This is a genomic window from Halorubrum laminariae (assembly GCF_024494655.1).
Taxonomy (GTDB): domain Archaea; phylum Halobacteriota; class Halobacteria; order Halobacteriales; family Haloferacaceae; genus Halorubrum; species Halorubrum laminariae.
Genome location: NZ_JANHDL010000029.1, coordinates 1 through 8,162 on the forward strand (window position 1 = coordinate 1; position 8,162 = coordinate 8,162).

General features: G+C 57.8%; 9 protein-coding genes and 2 pseudogenes. 6 read left to right on the forward strand and 5 right to left on the reverse strand.

All coding sequences use genetic code 11. The features are described 5' to 3' along the window. Nucleotides 1-123: pseudogene (locus NO887_RS18160) on the forward strand (IS630 family transposase); the annotation flags it as partial. Here the strand turns inward: NO887_RS18160 and NO887_RS18165 are convergent. From NO887_RS18165 to NO887_RS18185, 5 genes are all read right to left on the reverse strand, one after another. Further along, the gene (locus NO887_RS18165) at nucleotides 120-785 is read right to left on the reverse strand and encodes a hypothetical protein (protein ID WP_256419578.1); all 666 of its coding nucleotides are present in this window, start codon (nucleotides 783-785) and stop codon (nucleotides 120-122) included. The pseudogene NO887_RS18160 and the gene NO887_RS18165 overlap by 4 nt on opposite strands. Before the next feature lie 76 nt (nucleotides 786-861). Further along, entirely contained in the window at nucleotides 862-1,170 is a 309-nt protein-coding gene (locus NO887_RS18170; RefSeq protein ID WP_256419579.1) for a DUF3892 domain-containing protein, read from the reverse strand. Nucleotides 1,171-1,309: 139 nt separating this feature from the next. After that, a complete protein-coding gene (locus NO887_RS18175) occupies nucleotides 1,310-2,311 on the reverse strand; it encodes a tyrosine-type recombinase/integrase (protein WP_256419580.1) in 1,002 nt (333 codons plus the stop codon). A 472-nt stretch (nucleotides 2,312-2,783) separates the two neighbouring features. After that, nucleotides 2,784-3,230 (reverse strand): hypothetical protein, encoded by a 447-nt coding sequence (locus tag NO887_RS18180; RefSeq protein WP_256419581.1) that lies wholly within the window; start codon nucleotides 3,228-3,230, stop codon nucleotides 2,784-2,786. 2 nt (nucleotides 3,231-3,232) lie between these two features. After that, complete coding sequence (locus NO887_RS18185; protein WP_256419582.1) at nucleotides 3,233-3,757, reverse strand: DUF7342 family protein; 525 nt, start codon at nucleotides 3,755-3,757, stop codon at nucleotides 3,233-3,235. Between the two features lie 192 nt (nucleotides 3,758-3,949). Here NO887_RS18185 and NO887_RS18190 point away from each other — a divergent pair, with 192 nt between their 5' ends. The 5 genes and pseudogenes from NO887_RS18190 to NO887_RS18210 all read left to right on the forward strand — a co-directional run. Continuing rightward, nucleotides 3,950-4,363, forward strand: coding sequence for a putative toxin-antitoxin system toxin component, PIN family (locus tag NO887_RS18190; protein WP_256419583.1), 414 nt, complete (start codon nucleotides 3,950-3,952; stop codon nucleotides 4,361-4,363). Between the two features lie 141 nt (nucleotides 4,364-4,504). Next, nucleotides 4,505-5,050, forward strand: a complete 546-nt coding sequence (locus NO887_RS18195; protein ID WP_256419584.1) for a DUF1684 domain-containing protein — start codon at nucleotides 4,505-4,507, stop codon at nucleotides 5,048-5,050. An 85-nt stretch (nucleotides 5,051-5,135) separates the two neighbouring features. Beyond that, the gene (locus NO887_RS18200) at nucleotides 5,136-5,978 is read left to right on the forward strand and encodes an eIF2B alpha/beta/delta subunit family protein (RefSeq protein ID WP_256419585.1); all 843 of its coding nucleotides are present in this window, start codon (nucleotides 5,136-5,138) and stop codon (nucleotides 5,976-5,978) included. A gap of 88 nt (nucleotides 5,979-6,066) precedes the next feature. Next, nucleotides 6,067-7,017 carry a DUF7260 family protein gene (locus NO887_RS18205; RefSeq protein ID WP_256419586.1) on the forward strand — a complete coding sequence of 317 codons (951 nt, stop codon included), beginning with the start codon at nucleotides 6,067-6,069 and terminating at the stop codon, nucleotides 7,015-7,017. Between the two features lie 890 nt (nucleotides 7,018-7,907). Then, nucleotides 7,908-8,162 (forward strand): annotated as a pseudogene (locus NO887_RS18210) (IS6 family transposase); the annotation flags it as partial.

Consider the following 8,162-nt stretch of genomic DNA (forward strand, 5'->3'; position numbering starts at 1 on the left):
AGACGACTCAATCGAGCACTTGGCAACCGACTGTTTCAGACGCTCGACGATCTTCAGGAGGCAGCGCTCGCTGCACTCGACCAGCTCAAAACGCCTAATGTATTTAAGTATTTATGTCCTTAAGTATTAGTTATGTAATCTAGTGTATGCGGGACGAGTATTTGGAGAATACAATTCTGGTTCTCCCCTTGGTAGAACTCATCTCTAAATTTCCCACTTGTGGCTGCTTTATCGATGTCATCTTGAATATCGGCCCTACTGGGATTGTCCTTCGACTCTGCCCGCTTACATTCGATAAAAGTCGTATTGCCGTTGTGTTTGAGCAAAATGTCGGGTCGCTTCTTCGGAGAATCCATTCGGCTCTTCTCGATCTCGGCGATCAGCCCTACGGAATCCACATTAAGAGGCAGTTGTGATGCGAACTCTAACTCGCTCAGTATATCGATACTTCGTTCTGGAGAGGCTGTGTCGGCAATATATTCTATAGTATCGATGTCGAGTTCCTCCCCGTCAACGTCGACTACGGACACTTTATCGATACAGTACTTGAGACATTGTGCGTGGTATCCTGCTCGAATAAGCCAGAGCGGACGAGCGATCCCTTGTTGGAGATACCGGCGTAGCTCCCAGTATTCGATGTAGAGAGCGTTTCTCGGGAACACGCTATGATCTTTAACTGATTTATCGAAATTCTCGATATTCTCCTTCCCCCCGAGTAATGCCTCAAAGTGCGGGAGCATCGCCTTGATGAGTTCATCTGAAGGAGAGAATCTACGATCAGTCATCGAAGGTGCCAGAGTGTCTCTTCAGACTTTTACAATCTCCTGTCACTTCATTCCAACACCCCTGAAAAGCACGAGATTAGTATTCTGGAAGTTCCCCGAGGTTGTCTTCCTCAACTTTGTTTCCGTCCGTCCGTATGAACTTCTCCCCGTCAATCGGAATTACTTCGACGCTGTCTCCCCACGTATATCCTCCATCTCCATCTGGGGGAACAGTATAATATTCGAACCCGGACTCTATCGATTCAACCACTACTTGCCGGGATTTCTCTGTTCGAGATCCGAACTTGTTCTCAGAATTGTCGTACTCTGCTCGCTTGACGTGAGTGATTCTGCTGTGGTCGTTATCGTATGATACCTTGGTGATCACATAGTCCGGATTCGGCATACTGTCATTCGCTGCCTCTTCAACATAACACTTGGGCCAAAAGTGGATACAACTTCACGTAAGGCCGATATTTTCTCTTGAACGGCCAAGATTCAGGGAAGCGCCATTAGCGTCAGTTAATCGATAAAACAGTGTTGACTCAGAAAGAGTCGATGTAACCTCGCCTCTGTTCCATCTTCTCTTTTTTCGTTCGCTTGTCGTAGTGGCGGTCGATAACGTCTTTAGATACATTTGCCCGGTCACTCACAACTGTCTCCGGCATATCTTCTCTCAGGAAGTGGGTGATTGCGCCCCGACGCCATGCGTGCGCTGAAACCGCACTCGGACATTCGTAGCCGTAGTTGTCGTTCCTCTCAACGCTCGCCCGACACTCGCTTAGTTCTCGCCCGTGGGGGCATTCACCGGAGTACCAGCACGGTCTCGTCAATCGGTAGCTCCACTTTCGTATTGTGTTTCGAGCAATCCGGCCGACCTTCGTCGTCAGGAGTGGCTTTCGGCCACTTTCGTCAGTCGCATCGATTCGATTTTCTTCGATGTAGTCCCGAAGTACCGCACAGGTTTCTGCTGATAGAGCCACGTACCGTTCGCCATCTTTCTGATTTTTGAGCGGTGTGTCGCTCTCTGGTCGATGGTTTATGTTCAGGTGCTGTTCTTCCAAATCGACATCAGCGAGGTCAAGACTCCGTATACTACCTGTTCGCATACCAGTGCGCCAGAGGAGAATAACAAGAGCGTGACTCCGTGATGCGTACTTGAACCGGTCCAGCTTCTCTAAGATAGCGTGTGCGTCGTCACTATCGACGATGTCCTCTCTCACGTTCTCCTTCTTTCGAAGGTCCGGGCTTTGAGCCGCTTCTGCCAGTTCAGATTCGACATAGCCGTATTGGTGGATGAACCGTAGATAGAGACGGAGAGTATCGATGAAAGATTTGAGCGTCGGTTTGGCAGGGTCGGGTTCTCGTCGGTATTCTTCAATCTCTCTGACGGAGTCTTTGGTGAGTTCGCTGATGTCGTCGATGCCGTTTTCTTCGCACCAGTTGAGATAGTGGTTCAACCGGTATTCGTAGCTTTGGACGGTCTGGTGTGCTTTTCTGCTAGACTCGTGGTCCAGATACAGTTGGACTGATTTTTGGGGTTCCATTGTTTCGCCTCGGGGTGTATTTCCCAGAGGGAGTGGCGTGAGAATCCCACCGTGCCCGTCATCTGCGAGCGAAGCGAGCAGTGACGGCACAGGGATTCGAACTACGCGAGACGAACGAAGTGAGTCTCGCCATCGAGTGAGAATCCCACCGTGCTCGTTCACATTCGTTCACCTGAAGCGGTAGAACCTAGTGACAACTATCTATCAAAACGACGACGCCCCCACTCACGCGGTTTGCGGTTCCCATGTTTCGAAACGCGCTCAGGCCGGCCAGCGACAGCGCTGTGAGTCGCGCTCGCGGTGACAACACTCGAATTCTCGGTCGACACCAGACGAACGCACCTGACGAGGATTTCTTCGATCCAAAAGAAGACGACTTCTCCACGGACTCGGTTCTGCGATCGACCGCCGACGAGATATACTCAGGTGGTCAGGGCGACTGCCCCGGGGCTTGACCCCGGGGTGTGTTCACTCAGGTGTCTTCAGACGTATATCTCGGAATCTCCGTTTCGAACAGCCGCTCAAGTGCAGTCCACAGTATCTCGGTCGGAGCCGATTTCTCGAACTCCCACCGGACGTGCCCGGCGTCCTCCGTGTTGCGCGGTTCGTACTGGAAGTGTACCGAACCGAGGTCGGGATGATCGGTGTCTCGATGCCACCCACAATTGAATCCCGTATTCGGGTCGGCGTAGTGGATTCGGTAGTATTCCGTATTTCCTCGAAACCGCCACTCGACCTCGATTACCGGGGACTCTGAACCGGTCGGTGGCTCGATTCGAGCGGGGGCAACAGTCGCGCGAACGAACTCCTTCGAGATGCTGTCTGGTTCGTATCCGACAGACGTGACCGCGGGATGCCGATCCAACACGTCACGCAGTCCGGCGTAGACAGTACTGTCGATCGTTCCTGGCAACCCCATCGTTAGACAGGTATCGCGTCCCGGTCGGTCGCCCAATCGTACTCCTTCAGCGCCGCCTTGACGACCGGGAGCCGATCGGCGAGATGCTCCCACTCGCCGGCGATCTCGCGCCGAGCGTCGACTTCGTCCGAATCGTCGACGTCAGTGATGCTCGCGAGGAGTTCACTCGGCGACTCGACATCGTACGCGGCTTCCCACTCCGCAATCTGTGTCCGCATCGATTCGAGCGTGTCAGCGAGTTCCTCTCGGTCGTGCTCGCGTTGGAGGGTCGCGACCTCGCGATAGGTCGCCATCAGCTGATCGACACAGTACAGCGTCTGTCCGCCTTGCTCGATCGTCTGCAGGACGTTGTCTTCGACGAGCTGATCGAGGTATTTTTGTGCCGTCTTCGTGGTGGTTTCTGTTTCTTCAGCCACCCACGATGCAGTTCGAGGCGTCCGGAGCGTTCTGGCGGCCGCACGAACGCGCTCACCCCGCGTCATCGAGGGTGCGTTCGGTGCGTCGTCGGATGTCGTCCCGTCTGGCATACGCGACAGTACGCCCCGGTAGAATATATATCTGATGTGTCGTATATATCTCTGACACTGCGCTGGAGATACGAGCGGGGTCGGCACGGAATGTCAGAGGCCCCGGTACGATGATGAAGACCGCGCGGATTCCGCTTCGCTGTCGCTCGACGAGGTCACCCGACTCGTCCACGATGCGCGAGGCGCTGAGGAATGAGAGCCGTCCTGGATACGAACGTACTCATCTCGGGCGTCATCGCGACCGGGGTTCCACACGAACTCCTCGTCAAGGGATTCCGTCATAAGTATCAGATCGTCGTCTCCGTAGAGACGCTCACCGAATTTCGCGAAACACTCCTCAAATATCCCGATCGGTTCCACATGGCGGAAACGGAGGTACAACGAGAAGTCGAAACGGTCCGGTATTTTGCTGAATTCGTCGATCCGACGGTAGATATCACGGCGGTCGAAGCAGACCCCGACGACGACAAGTTCCTCGAAGCGGCTGTCGCCGGAGGTGTCGACTACCTCGTCTCCGGAGACGGGCACCTGCTCGATCTCCAATCATTCCGTGGAATCGAAATCGTCGAGCCGAGAACCTTCTACGAGCGACTCGACGCAGAATAGTTTGCCGGCGGCGAGTGGCGTTTTGGTCCCGCTCACGCGTTTGCGGTTCCCATGTTTCGAAACGCGCTCAGACCGGCCAGCGACAGCTGTCGACAATCCTCGACCGCGGCCCTGAAACCCCTCCCGGCCGTCTGTCCGCACATGACCGACGAGTACGCCGAGCAACTTCGCGCGAACCGCCGCGAGAAGGACGACTTCTTCGCTGACCACCCGCAGTCGCCGATCCCCCCCGAGAAGCGCGACGACTTCGACGGACTCGACTACTTCCCACCGGACGCCGACTACCGCGTCGAGGCGACGCTGACCGTCCACGACGATCCGGAACCCGTCGAGATGGAGACGACCGCGAGCAACCCGGTTCGGTACCTCCGGATCGTCACGTTCGCGTTCGAGGTCGGTGGCGACGAGCACACCCTCGCGGGCTACCGGCAGGAGGGCGACGACGGCGCGATATTCGTCCCCTTCCGCGACAAGACGACCGGCCAGCAGACGTACCACCACGGCCGATACATAGAGATGGAACCAGAGGGCGACCTCGTCGACGACGCGACCGTCACGCTGGATTTCAACCTCGCGTATAACCCCTTCTGCGCGTACAGCGAGACGTTCTCCTGTCCGCTCCCGCCCGAGGAGAACTGGCTCGAAATCGTGGTGCCGGCCGGCGAGCGAACGCCGGACTTCGCCTGACGCGGGCTGGGACATCGTCCGATCCGCGCACCGCAGCCGCCGCGCTCCCCGGAATCCCTTTTAACGGGGACGACGACGGTCACGTATGATCGACGAGACCGTCGCCGAGATCCGGGCGATGCGAACCCACAGCACGTCGGCGGTGGCCGTGAAGGCGACGCAGGCGCTCGCGGAGCTGCTCGACCGAGAGTACGTGACCGTCGACGAGTTCGAGCGCGACCTCGAACACAACGCCGGCGTGTTGCGCCGATCAAACCCCTCGCACGCCGCACTCCACAACGCGATGCGCGACGTCGAGCGCGCCATCGTCGGCGAGGTCACGTCCGTCGAGGCCGCGAAACAGCGCCTCGAAGACGTGATCGCGCGCGTCGTCGAAGACATCGAGACGGCGAAAGGCGAGGCGGCCGCCAACGCCGCAGAACACATCGAGGACGGCGACACCCTGCTCGTCCACGACTACTCGACAACCGTCCTCGAATCGATCGAGAACGCCGCGCGCGACGGCGCACACCTGACGGTGTACGTCACGGAGGCTCGCCCGCGGACCCTCGGCCGGAAGACGGCGCGCGCGCTCGCCGGCATGTCGCGCGTCGAGACGCGGATGGTCGTCGACAGCGCGATGGGGTACGCGCTCCGCGACTGCGACCGGGTCCTGCTCGGGATCACCTGTATCACCGGCGGCACCTACTACAACCGGATCGGCACCTTCCCGCTCGTGGTCACCGCCCGCGAGCTCGGCGTCCCGGTCACCGCGGTTGGGTCCGGCGCAAAAATGATCGAGGAGTTCCGGTTCGAAAACGAGTTCCGCGACGCGGTCGAGGTGATGCGTGAGCCGGTCGAGGATGTCACGATCGAGAATCCGAGCTACGACGCGACGCCGATCGGCATGGTCGACACCGTGATCACTGACGACGGCGTGCGAGAGTAGGGGACTGATCGCCGAGTGCACCGCGGCGTTATCAGCGCCGGTAAACCGGTCACAAACGCTTTGTGCGTGTACCGTGTTACCACTCATAATGAGCGTAAATCCGGGTGCGACCGGGGTCTTTCAGGTCCCGAGCGCCGACCCAGCGGCCGCGGAGTGTACGACCCTCTCGTGTGAGGTGGGTGCGGCGGCGACCGAACCCGGAGCCGTCACCGCAGTCGTCATCGTCGGACTCGTGGCGTTCCTCGCGTTCGCGTACGTCCGCGACGCGACCGAGGCCTGTCGACGCGAACGGTCCCGCGTGCTGGCCGAGCGCGACGCTTTCGAGTCGTTCGCCGACCGCGTCTCGTCACTCGAACCCGCATCGGCTCCCTCGACGACGGCGGTCCTCGACGGACCCGTCGCCGGGGTTCACAGTGTCGACAGTACGGGTGGCGACGTCACTCTCAGGCGGGTGCTCTCGGCGTACAGGGACACCGTGATGTCGCTGCCGCACTACGAGCGCGAGTACGACGAGACGCTCCCGGAGAGTCTCGCGGCAGAACTCGGTCCGGACACGGCGACCGCGCTGGCGTCGGACCGCACGCTCTCGACCGGCGCGCAGTCGGCGCTCGTCAGGCGGAGCCAGCAGGCGGCCGACGCCCGGTTGTCGCTGGCCGACGCGATCGGGAGCGAACTTGACGCGCTCGGGGCTGCCGAGAGAGAGCTGAGCGGCGTGGACCGCCGTCGCCGGCGGCTCATCGAACATCTCGACGGGATCGATGGCAATCCCGCGGACGCCGCCGTTGATGTCTGGTGGCGGCTCGACGACCTTGAACGCGAATGCGACGCGCTCGCCGGAGATCGACAGACCGCGCTCGACGATCCGCCGTTGCGACCCGACGCCGCCCTCGACGTGGAGAGCGATCGGGCCTTCTACGAGTACCTCTACGGACCCTCTGACGGGCCGAATTATCCGGTGTTGTCACAGCTCGCGGAACTCGGTGAGCAGATCCGATCCGATAAGGATTGCGTCGCGAGTCGACTCGCTCACGGTCGCTAGCACACTGGAGCCGGAAATGTCAAAAATCGAGAAGGCCCGACCGAGACGAGACCGGCACGGGAACTTTATACTCGCAGGCAGTCGCGCTGCGTTTGATGGCAATGACGCTGTGTTACGGAGAATCAAGGAGAAAGCCTCGCGCTTCAGCGCGGGGAGGATGTCAACTAACTTATCTCCACGCATATACTGAACGAGTTCTCGTGGGATATTTTCCTGAATCTTCCAGTAGTTAGTGAAGAAGTTGCGGCCGTAGTGTGACCGAATGTTTCGGTGTTTTTGGTACTCGGCAGCACTATTGAGTCCCTCAAAGTGATCTTTGGCTCTGTTGATATCCTCAGTGAGTGATATGTTTGCCTCCTCCTGCGGTTGGAACACTATGTGTCTGTAGGATCTGTAGCCCGGTCTAACTGACAGCCCGTAACCGTTCAGGAACAACCGTGTGTTCCGCTATGAGAGCAATGAGGGCTCCAACGTAACCTCCGACAATGAAGTCGTCAGATGATGGTATGAATGGAGGGACTCCAAACGCAAGAGAAAGCCCGAGCGTGAGAGGAAAGACAATCATAGCGATACCAAACGCAACCAATTTCAAACGCTCTCGGCGCTGTTCCGAATATCGGTCACGCACAACCCAGACAACCGGACCGGCAAGGAGTGCAATCCCGACGCTAATAGCCACAATAGAACCCCATGGAATGAGACCATCTTCCATGAGTCGGAGAAAGCTCAACAGAGCGAACATCCCTACAAATACGAATACAAGGAATTGTCGTGCAACGGGTGAGAGCGAGGGAACCATATCTCAGAGAAACTCTGTCTGGTATAAATTCTTTTGACGAGGAAGCGGTCGCGTTAAGTTAGAGAATGAGGCGGACGATGTCTGAGTGTCTATGGCAGAAATCGACCGCCTCAGCGAACGTATTGCGTGGATCGACTTGTCGTTTGTGGAGCGAGATCGGACTCCGCGATGGGCGATTGAAGTAGGGATCCGCTGTCACTTAGCCGGTATATCGCTCCGCGAGGTAAGTAAATTTCTCGAAAGCTTTGGGGTCAGTCGGAGTCACGTCGCCATTCACAACTGGGTTCATAAAGCCGATCTACAGCCGATCTCGACAGTCTCTGCGGATCAGCTTGCGGTTGACGAA